Here is a 14,459-nt window from a genome sequence, read left to right as displayed (position 1 = left end):
CACAAAGGAGCGGAGCTGCTGCTCCGCTCCTTTGTGACCTTTTATTTCACATCGACCAGCTCGACCTGGAACCGCAGTACCGCATCGCCCGGAATAGAAGGCGGAGCACCCGCTGAGCCGTAGCCGAGGGCCGAAGGAATGAGCAACTGGGCTTTGTCGCCCTTGTGCATCAGGGCGATGCCTTCGTCCCAGCCCGCGATTACTTTGCCGCGTCCGAGTACAAAACTGATGGGCACGTTGCCGTGCTGCGCCGAGGCATCGAATACGGTGCCATCCATCAGCATGCCGGTGTAGAGCACCGAAACCGTTTTGCCCGCCACAGCCTGAACTTGGGTGGCATCGGTGAGGGTAGGCACGTAGTATAGACCGGAGCTTTGTCGTTGGGCATTCGTTATCTTGTTGGTATCCAGGTATTCTTTGATGATTTCCTCGTCCGATTTCGTCGTCTTCTTGCAGGCCGTCGTGAGTAAGCCGGCTGTAAGAGGTAACAGGAACAAGGCCGTGCGAATGAGGCTGGCGGAAAACAGGTTTTTCATAATTGGTTTTGGGGCAAAGCAGTGCTGAAGTCAGGATGAAAAAATTTTCGCTCGGAGTTGGGCACTGTGGTCTGTTACGGCCGCGCAACTGCCGGCAAAGCCGGCCCCTGCAGTGTAAGCCAGCAGGTCGGCCCACTCAAACTGGCTGCCTAGAGCAGATTCGGGGTCGGTGTACCGTAGCGCGAACTTTGCAGTTCGTGCCCCCGCGCCAGTCGTTTCGATAAGATGGTGCTGGGACGCGAACTACACAGTTCGCGCTACTTCCAGCGCCTGTATACCGACTCCGAAACCGCTGTAAGACCACGCGAGCCAGTTGAGAATGCTGCCAGCCCACGTAGTGCAGCGGATGAACAGACTGCGAGAGTTCAACGGCATATGCCAGTAATAACGTCAGGACTTCCGGTTTGAAAACGGGCCACGCCCAAACGCTGCGCAGAAGGCAAAAGAGAAAAATAGCGGCCAGAAAGTCGCCGCCGTGTGGCCGAACAAAGCTGTCATGCACAAATAATAATAGCGCAATGGACGCTTCGACCAGCAGCAAAAGCGCCGCTCCGAGGTAATAAGGACGCTGTAGAGTCATCAAGGACATGGCACGCTCAGAAGTTTCCTTAAAAGCATTTGAGGCCTGTGGCAATGAAATTGAGCCGGGCGCGGGCCCGCTTCATTGCCCAAACCAGCTTGCTCCGCAGTGCTACTTCACATCCACCAGCTCCACTTCGAAGCGCAGCACGGCATTGGGGCCGATTTTGGTGGATGAACCCTGCGGCCCGTAGGCCAGCGCCGAGGGCAGCAGCAGCTCGGCCCGGTCGCCTTTGTGCATCAGGGCAATGCCTTCTTCGAAGCCCGGAATTACCTGGCCACGGCCTAAAATGAAGGTTATCGGGGTGTTGTTGTTCAGCGACGAGGCATCGAATACGGTGCTGGCCGCATCGAGCAAATGGCCGGTATAGAGCACCGAAACCGTATTGCCGGTGGCGGCGTGTACGGCCCCCGCGTTGGTTGTTACGGGCAGAAAGTAAAGACCGGAAATCTGTTTCTGGGCGGTGGTGATGTTGTTGGTGGTCAAGTAGTTTTTGATTAAATTGTCGTCGATAACCTGGTAGTCGACCACTTCTACTTCAAAGCGCAGCACCGAATTGGCCGGGATGGCGCCGCCGGCGGTAGACGACCCATAAGCCAGCGCGGAGGGTATCAGCAGCTCGGCTTTGTCGCCGATGTGCATCAGGGAAATGCCTTCTTCGAAGCCCGGCAGCAGCTGGCCGCCGCCCGAGACGAAGGTGATGGGGACGTTGTTGTGGCGGGACGAGGCATCGAACACCGTGCCAGCGGCGTCGACCAAATGAGCCGTATAGAACACCGAAACGATGGTGCCCGGGGTTATCTTGGTGGCGTTGGCATTGGTTGAAACGGGCAGGAAGTAGAGCCCGGAAAGCTGTTGCTGAGCCGTGGTGATGTTGTGGCTGGAGAGGTATTGCTTGATGATGCCATCGTCAATTGCACTGTAATCGGTGACCTCAGGCGCATCTTTCGTGCAGGCCGTTGCGAAGAGTCCGGCCGCCGCCAGCAGCGTCAATACGAAGTATCGGGTAATAACCGCGGAAAAAGCTGATTTCATAAAGTGGGTTGTTTGTAGTAAAAATAGCGCATTTTGCCCGCATTCCCGTTCTGGCAACGCAGCGGGGCGCTGTTTCGACGGCGTTTTGTTCATCGCACTGCCGCAGTGAATCAGTGCTGTCGCTGGGCTTTGTGGTAGGGACAAACCTGGCGACTGCCAGCTGGCATTGCGGCCGGGGCCGCGTCGAGGGCTTTGATGCGGGCCCGGTATGCGGGGGGAAGCATGGAATTTTTGGCCCATTGGCTGATGTCCAAGCGCTTGGTGCGTTGGTAGGCAAGCAGGGCCGGCCGCAGCCAAGCGCCGGTGCCCAAGCCCAGCATCCGGCGAACCGAAGGTGGCGCCACCATCCCCTGTACTGCTCGCAGCAGCACGTAGCGTGGGCTGCCCAGGTGCTTGCGATATTGCACGTAAAGGTCCGCGCTGTAATTGCTTAGGGCCAAGTTTTGGGTAAGATGCTGCTCGCGGGTGACGGTCCAGGCCTGATAAGAACCGGGCAATGCCGGGATGCCCATGCGCCGTCCCAGGCGAATGAACACATCGGTTATTTCTTCCCGCTCGGGCAAAGTCAGGGGCCGTTCCAGCAATTCGAAAGCCCGGATGGAATAGGCAATGAGCAGGAACAGCACGTCGCGGTAAGCCCAGTCGGGAATGGCCTGCCCGCGCCGCGCCTCAACGGCCCGGTGAATGGCCGCAATGCTGTCGATGGCCTGCTCGGCCCCGGCGCGGTCGGCAAAAACAATGCGCCGGGCGTAGTCAACGGTCGAAAATAAACGCTCCAGCGGGTCGGCCGGCAGGCGCCCGGTGAAGTACAGCCAGTCCACCGCTTTGTTGAGCGCAAACTCGGCGGCCGCTCCGGCAAAGATGAACAGCACCGTATCAGCAGTCCCCCAAATGCGGCGGACGATGGAATGAGGAGCTACGAAGTATTCCGGTTTCATAAAAAGAACTTTGAAATACAAAGTTAACAAACGATTCTGTGAATTCATGCTCACGTGCTCTTTAAGCAGTCGAGCGAAAATAACCGTAGTAAAAAAGCCCGTCATGCTTCGACTGCGCTCAGCAGGACGGACTAAATTCAATACGCTTCCTTCTGGACCACCACTTAGAATGTTTCCTGTAGGCCAACGGCTGCTAGCCGAGAGGAAATTCCAGCAGGGAATGAATGCCGTTATTGTTCCAGTTGTAAGGCCTGCGGCTGTTTCTCGCGCTGCCCTTTGGGCCGCTTGTAGAAATACAGAATCAGCAGGGGCAGCAGCGTGAGCTCGGCCACCACGCCGAACAGCAGCGTGAGGCCGATGAGCAGGCCCACGTAAAACGTGCCGTCAAACTTGGAGAACAGCAGCGTTGAAAAGCCGCCCACCAGAATTAGGGACGTGGAAATGACGGCTTTGCCGGCCAGGAGATACGTACGCCGCACGGCCCGAAAAATATCCGGTTCCTTGCCCAGCGTGAGGCGCAGCTTGCTGATAAAGTGGATGGTGTCGTCGACGGCAATGCCGAAGGCGATGGTGAAAATGATGCTCGTGCTCACCTTCATGTTCACGCCGGCCAGGCCCATCACGCCGGCCACGATGACGATGGGCAGCAGGTTGGGAATGAGCACCACCAGCGTCATGCGGAAGGAGCGGAAAAGGGCCAGCACGATGAGCGTGACCATGGCCACATCAATGGCCATGCCCTGAATCATGTTCAGGGTCAGGTTTTCGTTGTTTTTATCGATGAGGTTGGACGAGCCCGTGAGGCGGGTGCGCAGCACGGTGCTGTCGATGCGGGTGTGCAGGTAGTGGCGCAGGGCGTCGTTCAGCGCATCGGCCCGGATGCTGCCCACGTCGGCCATGCGCCCGGTGAGGCGGCCGGCCGTGCCATCGGGCAGGGCCAGGGCGCTGAATTCGGGCCGCTTGCGGAATTGCCGGAGCTTGCCGCGCAGGCTCTGCAGCTCCGTGGTGTCGGCGGGCAGGCGGTATTCGGCCAGGCCGCCGCCGTGCAAGGCCTTGCGCACCGACTTCACCAGCGTGACCGGCGAAGCGGCAAAGCGCAAGCCGTAGGTGTGCTGCAGGTAGCCTTCGATTTGCTCGGTCTGGCGCAGCACGGCCAGGTCGTAGATGTCGCGGCCACCGGCGGGTTTCAGCTCCAGCTCAAATGGGCGCACGCCGGCAAACTGCCGCTCGAAAAAGGCGAAATCCTGCCGCACGGGGTCGCTTTTCGACAAATCGTCAAGCAGCGAGGAATTGATGCGCACCCGTGTGCTCAGGCCAATGGCCGCCGCCAGCACCAGCCCGCTAAGCGTAAAAATCAGCCGGCGGCGCAACAGCACGGTGCGAAACAGGCGGCTGAGCACGCCGTCCCAGTCGTGGCCGTGGCGGCGCGGCGCGCGCAGCTGGGGCTTGCCCAGCAGCACCAGCATGGCCGGCAACAGCGTGAAACTGAGGATGAACGCCAGTATAACGGCAATGCCCGTGAACAGTCCGAAGTTGTGAATGGGCCGGATAGTGCTGGTCATCAGCGTGAAAAAGCCCAGGCTGGTGGTCAGCGCCGAGAGCCCCGACCCGAACCCCGATTCCTTGATGGTGACGCGCAAGGCATCTTTTTTGCTGGCGCCGTAGCCCAGCTCGCTCACGTAGCGGCTGATGATGTGAATAGTGTCGCTCATGCCTACCACGAACAGCATGAGCGGGAGCAGGGCCGTCATCAAATCGATGGTGACGCCAAAGGCCGACATCACGCCCAGGCCCCAAGTAATGGCGCCCAGCACCACAATCAGCGGCAGTACCACGCCCCACCACGTTCGGAACGTGAGCCACAGCAGCCCCGTGACCAGCAACACCGACAGCGACATGAACACGACCAATTCCCACTTCAGCCGGTCCACAAACACCGACTGCGCCACGATGCGGCCCGCAAAATGCACCCGCGCCTCCGGGATGCCCAGCTGCGTGAGGCCGCCACGCAACGCCGTGAAGAGTGAGTCGCTCGGCGGCTTTTTGAGGTCGGGGGTGAGCTGAAACACCAGCGTGAGGGCGCGGGCATTGGGGCTGAACACGTTGCCTACCAGGCCGGGCGTGCGGTAGATGAGGGTGGAATCGGCGGCGCGGCGGGCGGGGTCGGCGGCGTAGGCCTCGGGGTGCAGGTAGGGAATGCTGAACACGCCCAATCCCTCGACCACGGTGTTGGCCAGCGTGGTGGGGGAGGTGACGTGTAGCACGTTGGGCTCGCGCCGCGCCAAGCGGGTAAGCGAATTGACCTGAGCGAGAAAGGCCGGGTCAAACACCGTTTTGCCGGCCGGCGCTTCCACGCCCAGCAGCAGGTAGTCGTTGTCGTTGCCGAAGCGCTGGGTGTAGCCCTGGTAGTAGTCCAAGTCGGGGTCGCCGGCGGGGTAGAAGTCGTTGAAATTGTAATTGAACCGCAGCTGGGCCACAAAGTAGCCGCTCAACACCGTGAGCAGGCCCAGCACGAGCAGGGTGAGGTGAGCGTATCGGCGAAGGGACATGAGACGGCCACCCGTGCCGGCCCGGCCGTGGCCGGTGCCGCGCGGGCAGCAATTGGTGAGCGAAAAGAAACCGGTGCGACTGATGCGGCCATGTGCAAACTTGTGCCGCCGCTACGTATCTTAGAGCCTGAAAACCCTGAGTTTTCACCTTTTGTTTCCCATCATCCCACTTCGTTTCCCATGAAAAAATCCCTGCTTGCCCTCGCTCTGTTTGCCGTAACCGGCACCACCGCTTTCGCTCACACCGGCCCCGGCAAAGACGCCAAAGCCACCAAAAAGGAATGCACCAAAGGCGGCGACGCCTGCTGCATGAAAAAAGGCACCAAAACCGCCGCTGTGAAGCCGGCTGAAAAAGCGCCCACTACCGCTAAAATGTAGTTTCGGCTGGCTTCGGCCGCCGCTTGAGAATTAAAAAGCCGCTTCAGCAATGAGGCGGCTTTTTGGCTATGAAGCTCTTTAGAGCGGTTTCGGAGTCGATGGAAGTAGCGCGAACTTTGTAGTTCGCGTGCCCGCGCCGTTTCAACGTTTACAATCTGTGCAGAGACGCGAACTACACAGTTCGCGCTACTTCCATCGACTGTATACCGACCCCAAAACCGCTCTAGGAAGTTCCTCGCTTGCTGGTCCGACGGTGTAGGCGTCCGACCGGTCGTCGGTCACCGGCCGTTGGCGCCTCGTTCGGGCGGCAACCGGTCGGACGCCTACGGCGTCGGACCGAGCGGAACCGACGGCCTAAATAACTGCTGAATGAAAGAGGTCCCCTGATTCAGTATTTTTGGGAGACATTTACCTCCACCCCATGCGCCAATACCTGGACCTCCTCCGCCAAATTCTTGACACCGGCACCGTGAAAACTGACCGCACGGGTACCGGTACTCTGTCCATCTTCGGCCCGCAGATGCGGTTTAATCTGGCCGATGGGTTCCCGTTGGTGACCACCAAAAAAGTGCATTTGAAGAGCATCATTCACGAGCTGCTGTGGTTTTTGCGGGGCGACACCAACATTGCCTATCTCAAGGAGCACGGCGTGAAAATCTGGGACGAGTGGGCTGATGAAAATGGCGACCTCGGCCCCGTGTACGGCCACCAGTGGCGCTCCTGGCCCGATGGCCACGGCGGCCACATCGACCAAATCAGCCAGATTATCCAGCAGCTCAGGACCCAGCCCGACTCGCGCCGCATCCTCGTTTCGGCCTGGAACGTGGCCGAGCTGCCCGAGATGAAATTGCAGCCCTGCCACGCCCTGTTTCAGTTTTACGTGGCCGACGGCAAGCTCTCCTGCCAGCTCTACCAGCGCTCGGCCGACGTGTTTCTGGGCGTGCCCTTCAACATTGCCAGCTACGCGCTGCTCACCCTGATGGTGGCCCAGGTGACGGGCCTGCAGCCCGGCGAATTCATCTGGACGGGCGGCGACACCCACCTCTACAGCAACCACCTGGAGCAGGCGCGCCTGCAGCTGGAGCGCGAGCCCCGCTCGCTCCCGCAGATGCGCATCAACCCGGAGGTAACGGATATTTTCGGGTTCACGTACGAGGATTTCAAGCTGGAACACTACGAGCCCTGGCCCGCGATAAAAGCGCCGGTGGCGGTGTAGCGCCAACAGCCATTCCTCACCGGCCGGGCCGGCTTGATGGCCAAGGCCCTTTTAAGGAAGAATAAGTGATGTGGCGTCGGGTTTTTTATTTGATTTTGGTTGTGCTGGGGGTGGTAGCGACTGGCGAGGCTAGCGCACAAAGGGCCGTCAAGGCCGGGCCCAGGGGCAACCGAGCAAAAACAGCCCGGGACGGGCAGCAGGCGGGGCCAGCTGCGCCCACGGGCGTGCTGCCCTTGCTGCCACGCTTCTGGCAACTAGCCGATTCGGCCGAGCGGATGGACGCCACGGAGGTGTTCAGTCAGTACTTCCGTCATTTCATTCAGTACCCCGCTCTGGCCCTTCAAGCAGGGGTGGGAGGCACCCTCTACGCCTTGCTCACCGTGCTGCCCGATGGCCGCGTGGGCGGCATTTCCATCACGCGGCGCGACTTGGGGGCCGGCGCGCCGCCCGTAAAAGCGGTGATGGCGCTTGACGCCGAGCTGCAGCGGGTAGCATGGCAGCTGCGCTTCAAGCCCGCCCTTCCGCGCACCGACACCGATAGCACCGCCATCCCCGCAAGCACAGACATCGCCGCCGAGATTACCGACATCACCGACCAAACCGAAAGCGTGGAAAGCAACGACGGCATCGAGGTAACGGATGTCACCGATGCCGGCACCCGCAGCGCCGTCGATACCGTGACCATTTTCTACCGGTTTGGGCCGTAGCAAGAAAATGCAGGGTGATGCTGACTGCCCCTTTACCCCAACCACCCGGCAGCGACGGACATTTCTGGCAATAATATAGCCGCATTTTGAGTTAGAAAATTCCCGGAGCTTTAGCCGGCAATTACAACGTTTGTGCCCGTTTGTCTCAACCATATGAAATCCTTAACGGTTGTTTTGACTGCGTTTCTCGCTGGTTCAGGTGCTCCGTTTGGCGTTGCGGCCCAGCCGCGCGGCGAAGTGTACGCGGCGCCGGGGATGCCGGTGCGGGTACAGGGACCGGTTGCGGCGACTTTGCCGCGGCCGGCGCGAAAAGCAGTTTCGCCAACCATGAAGAAACCGGCCGCTAGCCCCGCCGTGCTGCCGATTGATTCGCCGGTTTTTCCTCGTTTCTGACATGCGGCAGAGCCGGCGCGCTCGCAGGTCCGCGGCGACTATTACCGGTTTCAGCAGCAGCACACCAGTTACCCTGTCACGTCTTTGCGGGCCGGCGTAGGGGGCCACGTGTGGGCATTGCTGACGGTGTTGGCCGATGGGCACCGTGGGAGCTGTGCGCATCACCCGCCGGGTGCTCGACGAAGCGGCCGCGTCGATTGATGCGCCTTCGCCTGCAGCCGAAGCGGCTTTGGAGGAAGAAGTAATCCGGGTGGTCTCCCAAATGCGCTTTGCGCCTTCAGCCATTGCTTCGGACACGGTGACGGTTACGCAGGGGTTTGCGCTGCAATAAATGCGGGAATGCGGGCCTGAAACTTCGTGCTGCCGACGGCCAGCACCGGCCGCACCGAAGCTACGTTGGCCGTGAAAACCGCCTCGGCCGCCAACAACTCTTTTTGTTCGAACAGCCCTTCCCGGCATGCTACGCCCGCCGCCCGTGCGGCCCGCAGCACCTGCGCCCGGCGTACCCCCGCCACGCAGCCGCTGGGCAGTGACGGAGTAAAAAGTACCTTGTTTTTAACCCAAAAAATAGCAGCGGCCCCAGCCTCGGCCACGTGCCCCACCGCATCGCAGAGGACGATTTCATCGAGCCTGCGCTGCTGCCGCTCATGGGCGGCCCGCACGTATATCCACGCCTGCGGTCCCTTGCAAAAGCTCACCGGGGAGTGAACGGAATGGGTTTGCCGTGCAAAATCGGCGTTTTCAATGGGCGAATTATCAGCAACGAAGGGCTCGGCTGTGGCCAGCCATTCAACGGCATCGGTGAGGGGGGTGTAGCGGCCGCCTCCGGCTCGCCAAAGCTGCAGGCGCAGGCGGGCGGCGGAGAAGCCGTTGGCGCGGGCCAGTCCAGCTAGGGTTGTTTCCAAGGCTGCGGGCGTGGCCAGGGCGGCGGGAAGCGTGAGGTAACAGGCGGCGGCGGCCTGCCGCATGCGGGCGTGGTGGTCGGCCACGAGACGCAGGCGGCCGGCCGTGAAAACCAGGGTTTCAAAAAAGCCGTCGCCGAAGGCCAGGCCGCGGTTGGGCAGGGAAAGGCGAATGCTTTCATCCGCAAGCATCTCCCCGTTGTACAGTAGCCTTGCCATGCTGATACCGTCCGGTTTCAAAATCCAGTTAATTCGACCATTCCGTGGGTCAGATAAGTGCAAACTTCTTCCCCGGCAGCGCCCGCACCACGCCCCGGAACTCCAGCCCCAGCAGCAGCGAGGCCACGGCGTAAATGGCAATCTGGGCTTTCCAGGCAAGGTCGTCCATGTGCAGCTCGCGGCCGGGCGCGGCAGCCAGCACGGTTATCAGTGCAAATTCGTCGGCCGTGAAATCATCGGCCGCATAGGAGGGAACGGGCTTGAATTTGCCCGACTGGTGCAGGGCCGCGTCCCAGTTGAGCAGCTGCTCCAAATCCAGCGGCTCGGTGTACATGGCGGCCTTGTTGCTCTTGATAAGGGCATTGCAGCCTTCGGAGGCCGGCGAGCCCAGGTTGCCGGGCACGGCCAGCACGTCGCGGTCGTAGCTCAGGGCCAGCTCGGCCGTAATGAGGGCGCCGCCTTTTATCGCGGCTTCCACCACCACGGTGCCATCCGAAAGGCCGGCGATGATGCGGTTGCGGGCCGGGAAGTTGTAGCGGTCGGGCGGCGTGCCGAAGGGAAACTCGGTGAGCAGGCCGCCCTGCTCGCGCATTTTTTCGGCCGTTTTCTGGTGGGTGTGGGGGTAAATTCTATCCAGGCCCGTAGCCATCACGCCCACGGTTTCCAGGCCTTCCTGCAGGGCCGCGCGGTGCGCGATGATGTCGATGCCGTAGGCCAGGCCACTCACCACCAGCGGCCGGTGCGGCACCAGGCCTTGCACGATGCGCTCGGTTTGCTCGCGGCCGTAATCGGTGTTTTTGCGCGTGCCCACCAGGGCCACGGTTTTGAGCGCATTCAGGTCGGCGGTGCCTTTATAATAGAGCATTACGGGCGCATCGGGAATCAGCTTGAGGCGGCTGGGGAAGCGTTTGCTGGTGTAGAAAATGATTTCCACGCCGTCCTTTTCCGCTTTTTTTAAATCTGCCTCGGCCTTGCGAAACGCGCTTTCCCGGTCCTGGCCGCTGATGACTTTGACGGTGGCTTCGCCCACACCCGGAATGCGGCGCAGCTTGCCGGGCGGCATCATCAGCACGTTTTTGGCCGAGCCGCCGTAGCTCATCAGCTGCCGCGTTAGCTGGGGGCCGATGCCGGGTAGAAGCGTGAGGGCGAGCTCGTGGAAGAGGGTATCGTTCATTGGGTAACCTCACCCCCGGTCCCTCTCCAAAAGAGCGGGGAGCCACGGCGGCGCGTGTAAAATTTGCATTCAAAAATCGTCTGGCTCTCCCCTCCACGGGAGCGGGGCCGGCCACTTATTCCGGGTCCGCCTTCCCCGCCGCCTCCACCTCCTTCTTCAAGCTTACCAGAAACGCGCGGACTTTCTCCAGGCTCTGCACCACGTCAATTTTTTCCTTGAGCTGCGGGCCCTTTTGCTTGAGCATGTCGCGGGCACCGGGGATGGTGTAGCCGCGCTCCTTCACCAGGTGGTAAATGGTGCGAAACACCTCAATGTCCTGCGGGGTGTAGAGGCGGTTGCCTTTCTTGCTGCGGCGCGGGCGCAACTCCTCAAACTCGGTTTCCCAGAAGCGCACCAGCGACTCGGCCACCTTGAACTGGGCGGCCACTTCGCCAATGGTGAAGTATTGTTTTTCGATGCTGCGCTCTTTATAGGGCATGGGGCTACCTTTGCAAATACTCCGAAAAGTAGCCTAAAATTCGCAGCTATGCGCAGTGGCGGGCTTATTTGGTGGAGAATATCCAACGGTTTCTCATCATTCGCCAACTCCGGGTTGGCGCCTCGCTTCATGTCACTCCCCACCGCTTCCGCTGTCCGCCAGCAATTCCTCGATTTCTTCGCTTCTAAAGGCCACCACATCGTGCCCTCGGCCCCGATTGTGGTGAAGGACGACCCTACGCTGCTGTTCATCAACTCGGGCATGGCCCCGTTTAAGGACTATTTTCTGGGCAACAAGCCCGCGCCCTACAAGCGCATTGCCGATACCCAGAAGTGCCTGCGCGTGAGCGGCAAGCACAACGACCTGGAGGAAGTAGGCTACGACACCTACCACCACACCATGTTCGAGATGCTGGGCAACTGGTCGTTCGGCGACTATTTCAAAACCGACGCCATTGCCTGGGCCTGGGAGCTGCTGACCGAGGTGTTTAAGCTGGAAAAAGACCGGCTCTATGTCACCTACTTCGAGGGCGACCAAAAGGATGGCACCGCCGCCGACACCGAAACCCAGAACCTGTGGCGTAAATACACCACCGACGACCGGATTTTGCCCGGCAATAAGAAGGACAACTTCTGGGAGATGGGCGACACCGGCCCCTGCGGCCCCTGCACCGAAATCCACATCGACCTGCGCTCCGAGGAGGAGCGCGCCGCCAAACCGGGCCGCGAGCTGGTGAACGCCGACCACCCGCAGGTGGTGGAAATTTGGAACAACGTGTTCATGGAATTCCAGCGCCTGGCCGACAAGTCCCTCATCAAGCTGCCCGAGCAGAGCGTAGACACCGGCATGGGCTTCGAACGCCTGATGATGGCTGTGTCGGGCGTGAAGTCGAACTACGATACCGATGTGTTCCAGCCGCTCATTCAGTTCATTGCCAAGGAAGTGGGCAAGGAGTACCACGGCACCGCGCCCGCTAAAGTGACCGACCAGCCCACCACGGAAAACGAGAAAACGGACATCGCCATCCGCGTGATTGCCGACCACATCCGCACCATCGCCTTCACCATTGCCGACGGCCAGCTGCCGAGCAACGTGAAGGCCGGCTACGTCATCCGCCGCATCCTGCGCCGCGCCGTGCGCTACGCTTTCTCGTCGCTCAATCAGAAGCAGCCCTTCCTCTATAAGCTGGTGCCGGTGCTGGCCGAGCAGATGGCCGGCATCTTCCCCGAGTTAAAAGCCCAGACGGCCTTCGTGCAGCGCGTGATTGAGGAAGAGGAAATTGCCTTCCTGAAAACGCTGGAAACCGGCCTGCGCCGCCTCGACGCCCTGGAGGAAACCACCCGCGCCAACGGCGGCATCATCGACGGCAAAACCGCGTTTGAGCTGTCCGATACCTTCGGCTTCCCGCTCGACCTCACCGCTCTTATCGCCCGCGAAAAGGGCCTGAGCGTGGACGAGGAAGGCTTCAAAAAGGAGCTGGAGCAACAGAAGAGCCGCAGCCGCAACGCCCAGGACACCGAGCAAAGCGACTGGGTGACCGTGAATGAAACGGATGCCCCGAACGTGTTTGTGGGCTACGACCAGGACGAAGCCACGGCCCGCCTGCTGCGCTACCGCAAAGTCGACAAAAAGGGCAAAGCCGAGTACCAGCTGGTGTTCGACCAAACCCCGTTCTACGCCGAAAGCGGGGGCCAGATTGGCGACACCGGCTACCTGGAGTCGCCCCTGAGCAAGGTGCGCGTGATTGACACCAAGAAGGAAAACGACCTCATCATCCACACCACGCTGGATTTGCCGCAGGATTTGGAAGCTGAGTTCCTGGCCCGGCCCGATGCTGCCCGCCGTGCCCTTATTAAGAACAATCACACGGCCACGCACTTGCTGCAAGCCGCCCTGCGCCAGGTGCTGGGCGCCCACGTGCAGCAAAAAGGCTCGCTGGTGAACGACAAGCTGCTGCGCTTCGACTTCTCGCACTTCACCAAAGTGACCGATGAGCAGTTGCGCGAGATTGAGCAGCTGGTGAACGAGCGTATCCGCCAGCAAATTCCGCTCGACGAGCGCCGCAACGTGCCCATTGCCGAGGCTAAGAACCTGGGCGCCATGGCCTTGTTCGGCGAGAAGTACGGCGACTTCGTGCGCGTCATCACCTTCGATAAGGACTACTCGGTGGAGCTGTGCGGCGGCTTGCACGTGCAGAACACGGGCAGCATCGGCTACCTCAAAATCACGGCCGAAAGCGCCGTGGGCGCGGGCGTGCGCCGCATCGAAGCCGTGACGGCCGGCGCGGCCGAAGCCTACGTTGACCAGCAGCTCGACCTGCTGGCCCAGGTGCGCGAGACGCTGGGCAACCCCCAGCACCTCATCACCAGCATTGAAAAGCAAAACGAGGAAATTGCCAACCTGCGCAAGCAAATCGAGCAGTTCGCCCAGCAAAGCATCAACCAGCAGAAAGACCAACTCATCGGCCAGGTGAAGGACCTGAACGGCGTGCGCTTCCTGGCCGCCCAGGTGCAGGCCAGCAGCGCCGACGCGCTAAAAACCCTGGCCTTCAACCTGCGCCAAGCCGTGCCGAATCTGGTAGCTGTGCTGGGCGCCGAAATCGACGGCAAGCCGCAGCTGGCCGTGATGCTGGACGACGAAATTGCCAAAGCTGGCAAGCTCAACGCCAGCACGCTGGTGCGCGAACTGGCCAAGGAAATCCAGGGTGGCGGCGGCGGGCAGCCGTTTTTTGCCACGGCCGGCGGCAAGAACGTGGCCGGGCTGGCGGCGGCCATTGCGAAGGCGGAGGGGTTGGTATCATTGTTATAGAATGGAGCTATGGTGTCATTTTGTCGGGTGAAGGGGTGCGTTTTGGTCGGGGCGGTCCTGTTGGTGCCGCGGTTGAGTGCAGCCCAGCGGGACACGCTGACTGCTGGCTCTTTCCCAAGAATTAGCGGCCTTTCGGCAGCAATGCTGGCGTCGGAACGCATCATTAATGAGCCGCACAAAGTGAACATCTATCTCGATAATGAAGGAGAACAAGTTCCCGAGGGGCAAGCTTATTTTCGACGCATTGAGGTCTCGTTTCGAGACAGCGTCAGCGGTTCAGTTCGGATATACTACCATTCGGGTAAACTATACTCCAACACGCTTTACGCCCACATCCGCAGCGGGCTGCGGCACGGGGTAGAAACACTATGGAGTGAAAGCGGGAAAATGATTGGGCGTACCGAATTTGTCGGAGGCATAGCACAGGAAGTGTTTTATTATTGAAGCTGTTTAGAAAGTCTGATTTGCCTACACGTCTGTCATCCTGAGCGCAGCGAAGGACCTTATCACGTCAGAATAGGCGTTGTTCTGACGGGATAAGGTCCT

14 protein-coding genes are annotated in these 14,459 nt (G+C 60.5%); 6 read left to right on the top strand and 8 right to left on the bottom strand.

The features are described from left to right. Positions 1–41: 41 nt before the first annotated feature. The 5 genes from JKL48_RS10445 to JKL48_RS10425 form a co-directional block, all read right to left on the bottom strand. Complete coding sequence (locus JKL48_RS10445) at positions 42–536, bottom strand: FKBP-type peptidyl-prolyl cis-trans isomerase (protein WP_201982133.1); 495 nt, start codon at positions 534–536, stop codon at positions 42–44. A gap of 136 nt (positions 537–672) precedes the next feature. Then, positions 673–1,116 (bottom strand): ribosomal maturation YjgA family protein, encoded by a 444-nt coding sequence (locus tag JKL48_RS23755; RefSeq protein WP_394368852.1) that lies wholly within the window; start codon positions 1,114–1,116, stop codon positions 673–675. A gap of 111 nt (positions 1,117–1,227) precedes the next feature. After that, complete coding sequence (locus JKL48_RS10435; protein ID WP_201982129.1) at positions 1,228–2,151, bottom strand: FKBP-type peptidyl-prolyl cis-trans isomerase; 924 nt, start codon at positions 2,149–2,151, stop codon at positions 1,228–1,230. Between the two features lie 110 nt (positions 2,152–2,261). Further along, a complete protein-coding gene (locus JKL48_RS10430; protein ID WP_201982128.1) occupies positions 2,262–3,089 on the bottom strand; it encodes an oxygenase MpaB family protein in 828 nt (275 codons plus the stop codon). A gap of 230 nt (positions 3,090–3,319) precedes the next feature. Then, the gene (locus JKL48_RS10425) at positions 3,320–5,638 is read right to left on the bottom strand and encodes an efflux RND transporter permease subunit (RefSeq protein WP_201982127.1); all 2,319 of its coding nucleotides are present in this window, start codon (positions 5,636–5,638) and stop codon (positions 3,320–3,322) included. Positions 5,639–5,818: 180 nt separating this feature from the next. On the opposite strand from JKL48_RS10425, the gene JKL48_RS10420 reads away from it, so the two are divergent. From JKL48_RS10420 to JKL48_RS10405, 4 genes are all read left to right on the top strand, one after another. Then, complete coding sequence (locus JKL48_RS10420) at positions 5,819–6,016, top strand: hypothetical protein (RefSeq protein WP_201982126.1); 198 nt, start codon at positions 5,819–5,821, stop codon at positions 6,014–6,016. Between the two features lie 421 nt (positions 6,017–6,437). After that, complete coding sequence (locus tag JKL48_RS10415; protein ID WP_201982125.1) at positions 6,438–7,232, top strand: thymidylate synthase; 795 nt, start codon at positions 6,438–6,440, stop codon at positions 7,230–7,232. A 224-nt stretch (positions 7,233–7,456) separates the two neighbouring features. After that, positions 7,457–7,939, top strand: a complete 483-nt coding sequence (locus tag JKL48_RS10410) for an energy transducer TonB (protein WP_201982123.1) — start codon at positions 7,457–7,459, stop codon at positions 7,937–7,939. Positions 7,940–8,468: 529 nt separating this feature from the next. Next, the gene (locus tag JKL48_RS10405) at positions 8,469–8,663 is read left to right on the top strand and encodes a hypothetical protein (protein ID WP_201982121.1); all 195 of its coding nucleotides are present in this window, start codon (positions 8,469–8,471) and stop codon (positions 8,661–8,663) included. On the opposite strand, the gene JKL48_RS10400 is transcribed toward JKL48_RS10405, so the two are convergent. The 3 genes from JKL48_RS10400 to JKL48_RS10390 all read right to left on the bottom strand — a co-directional run bounded on the left by JKL48_RS10400 (position 8,638) and on the right by JKL48_RS10390 (position 11,105). After that, positions 8,638–9,453: an aminotransferase class IV gene (locus tag JKL48_RS10400; RefSeq protein ID WP_201982119.1), complete on the bottom strand. Its 816-nt coding sequence runs from the start codon at positions 9,451–9,453 to the stop codon at positions 8,638–8,640. The genes JKL48_RS10405 and JKL48_RS10400 overlap by 26 nt on opposite strands. Positions 9,454–9,502: 49 nt before the next feature. After that, entirely contained in the window at positions 9,503–10,627 is a 1,125-nt protein-coding gene (dprA, locus tag JKL48_RS10395; protein WP_201982114.1) for a DNA-processing protein DprA, read from the bottom strand. Positions 10,628–10,742: 115 nt separating this feature from the next. After that, positions 10,743–11,105: a MerR family transcriptional regulator gene (locus JKL48_RS10390; RefSeq protein WP_201982112.1), complete on the bottom strand. Its 363-nt coding sequence runs from the start codon at positions 11,103–11,105 to the stop codon at positions 10,743–10,745. A gap of 129 nt (positions 11,106–11,234) precedes the next feature. Between JKL48_RS10390 and alaS the strand changes: the two genes are divergently transcribed. Both alaS and JKL48_RS10380 read left to right on the top strand, forming a co-directional pair. Next, entirely contained in the window at positions 11,235–13,913 is a 2,679-nt protein-coding gene (alaS, locus tag JKL48_RS10385) for an alanine--tRNA ligase (protein ID WP_201982110.1), read from the top strand. 72 nt (positions 13,914–13,985) lie between these two features. Next, positions 13,986–14,357, top strand: coding sequence for a toxin-antitoxin system YwqK family antitoxin (locus tag JKL48_RS10380; RefSeq protein WP_201982108.1), 372 nt, complete (start codon positions 13,986–13,988; stop codon positions 14,355–14,357). Positions 14,358–14,459: the final 102 nt, after the last annotated feature.

This window comes from Hymenobacter rubidus, from assembly GCF_016734815.1.
Classification (GTDB): domain Bacteria; phylum Bacteroidota; class Bacteroidia; order Cytophagales; family Hymenobacteraceae; genus Hymenobacter; species Hymenobacter rubidus.
This window is presented reverse-complemented; position numbering and strand designations above follow the sequence as displayed.

What these genes read in the sequence shown, in the direction of transcription:
- JKL48_RS10445 (WP_201982133.1), bottom strand. Translation starts at nt 536, where the DNA reads ATGAAAAACCTGTTTTCCGCCAGCCTCATTCGCACGGCCTTGTTCCTG.
- JKL48_RS23755 (WP_394368852.1), bottom strand. Translation starts at nt 1,116, where the DNA reads ATGACTCTACAGCGTCCTTATTACCTCGGAGCGGCGCTTTTGCTGCTG.
- JKL48_RS10435 (WP_201982129.1), bottom strand. Translation starts at nt 2,151, where the DNA reads ATGAAATCAGCTTTTTCCGCGGTTATTACCCGATACTTCGTATTGACG.
- JKL48_RS10430 (WP_201982128.1), bottom strand. Translation starts at nt 3,089, where the DNA reads ATGAAACCGGAATACTTCGTAGCTCCTCATTCCATCGTCCGCCGCATT.
- JKL48_RS10425 (WP_201982127.1), bottom strand. Translation starts at nt 5,638, where the DNA reads ATGTCCCTTCGCCGATACGCTCACCTCACCCTGCTCGTGCTGGGCCTG.
- JKL48_RS10420 (WP_201982126.1), top strand. Translation starts at nt 5,819, where the DNA reads ATGAAAAAATCCCTGCTTGCCCTCGCTCTGTTTGCCGTAACCGGCACC.
- JKL48_RS10415 (WP_201982125.1), top strand. Translation starts at nt 6,438, where the DNA reads ATGCGCCAATACCTGGACCTCCTCCGCCAAATTCTTGACACCGGCACC.
- JKL48_RS10405 (WP_201982121.1), top strand. Translation starts at nt 8,469, where the DNA reads ATGGGCACCGTGGGAGCTGTGCGCATCACCCGCCGGGTGCTCGACGAA.
- JKL48_RS10400 (WP_201982119.1), bottom strand. Translation starts at nt 9,453, where the DNA reads ATGGCAAGGCTACTGTACAACGGGGAGATGCTTGCGGATGAAAGCATT.
- dprA (WP_201982114.1), bottom strand. Translation starts at nt 10,627, where the DNA reads ATGAACGATACCCTCTTCCACGAGCTCGCCCTCACGCTTCTACCCGGC.
- JKL48_RS10390 (WP_201982112.1), bottom strand. Translation starts at nt 11,105, where the DNA reads ATGCCCTATAAAGAGCGCAGCATCGAAAAACAATACTTCACCATTGGC.
- alaS (WP_201982110.1), top strand. Translation starts at nt 11,235, where the DNA reads ATGTCACTCCCCACCGCTTCCGCTGTCCGCCAGCAATTCCTCGATTTC.